Origin of the sequence: Okeania sp. SIO2B9 (assembly GCF_010672505.1) — a bacterium.
In the GTDB taxonomy this organism is placed as follows: domain Bacteria; phylum Cyanobacteriota; class Cyanobacteriia; order Cyanobacteriales; family Microcoleaceae; genus Okeania; species Okeania hirsuta.
The window spans coordinates 1-1,253 of sequence record NZ_JAAHGK010001702.1 but is presented as its reverse complement, the minus strand read 5'-3'; the positions used below and the strand labels follow the sequence as shown (position 1 = coordinate 1,253).

The following is a 1,253-nucleotide window of genomic DNA, read 5'->3' as shown; positions in this document are numbered from 1 at the left end:
TGTGTTGAGTCTGTCAAAGCAGTTGAAGACTTGAATGCTCCTATTACTGGTACAGTAATAGACCGCAATGAAGAAATATTAGAAAGTCCAGAGCGGTTATCAGAAGAAGACCCATACATAGAGGGTTGGCTGATGAAGGTGCGCGTTAAAGACCCTGATGAACTAGAAGGAGATGATATTTATTCTGCTGAGGAGTATCGTGAAATGGTAGAAGGAGAGTAGGTAGTAACCAAAAATATTCTCAAATCTACAACAATAGCTTGACTAAGTTCATTATACACCTCCGAACAATAATGTAGAGATGTTCCATGGAATGTCTCTACAAAGGTTGCTTGAAAATGATGGAGGAGTCATTTCAGTTATCAGTTATCAGTTATCAGAAAAAATCAGGAAGAGGAGAAGAAAGTTTTTTTTCACGCTATTAAACGGAAATTATATCAGCCTTAAATGATGAAAATTTTTCAGCAGGGGTAGACTTTTTCTGGCTAAGTTATTTGAAATAGTATCTAGTTATATCAAATCCGTTTTATTGGACATAAAAAAAATTTCCAATCGTCATAACTATGCTCATCAAAGTGATTCTCTCTACTCCTGAACTCCTGACTCCTAAATACTTAACCATTCTATAACTGTTTAACCAGATTTGATATTAAATAAGTATTTTTCAGATTATTTACCTTATCTGCGTTTATTAATTTTTCTGCCTTATTTTCTCTAACTACGGAGGAGTGATAACTCAGGAGTCAGGAGGAAAAAATCAGGAATTAGGAGAAGAAGGATAAGAAAGTTTTTGATCACGCTATTAAACGGAAATTATATCAGCCTTAAATGATGAAAATTTTTCAGCAGGGTGTAGATTTTTTCTGATAACTGATAACTGAAATGACCTTATCTGTCTTTATTAACCTTTCTGCCTTATTTTCTTTGCTGAAGTTAGTGGTATTAATGTTATTTTATTCCTCATCATAAATTGTTTTTTGTGAATTTATCTGGTCAAGCATGGCTGATATTTTTTTTAGTTAATTTGGCTATCTTAATTCCCGGATTATGATAATTTGAAGGTGATCTGATATAATAGGAATATATAAAAAAAATATAGTCGGGGTAGTACAATGAAAAAATATATATGGTTTAGTTTAACTGTCATAATCGGCTTAATACCTATATCTGTAAAAGCAGAAACATGGAATGGGGAAAAAATTTCTCAGATGATTGGTGCTATGAGTTGGTGTACAAATAATGCTGCTAAAAAT

Annotated in this window: 1 pseudogene; it reads left to right on the top strand. The window is 32.7% G+C overall.

Annotation, left to right across the window (positions count from 1 at the left end):
- Positions 1 to 222, top strand: a pseudogene (locus F6K13_RS33825) (glycine cleavage system protein H); the annotation flags it as partial.
- Between the last annotated feature and the right edge of the window lie 1,031 nt (positions 223 to 1,253).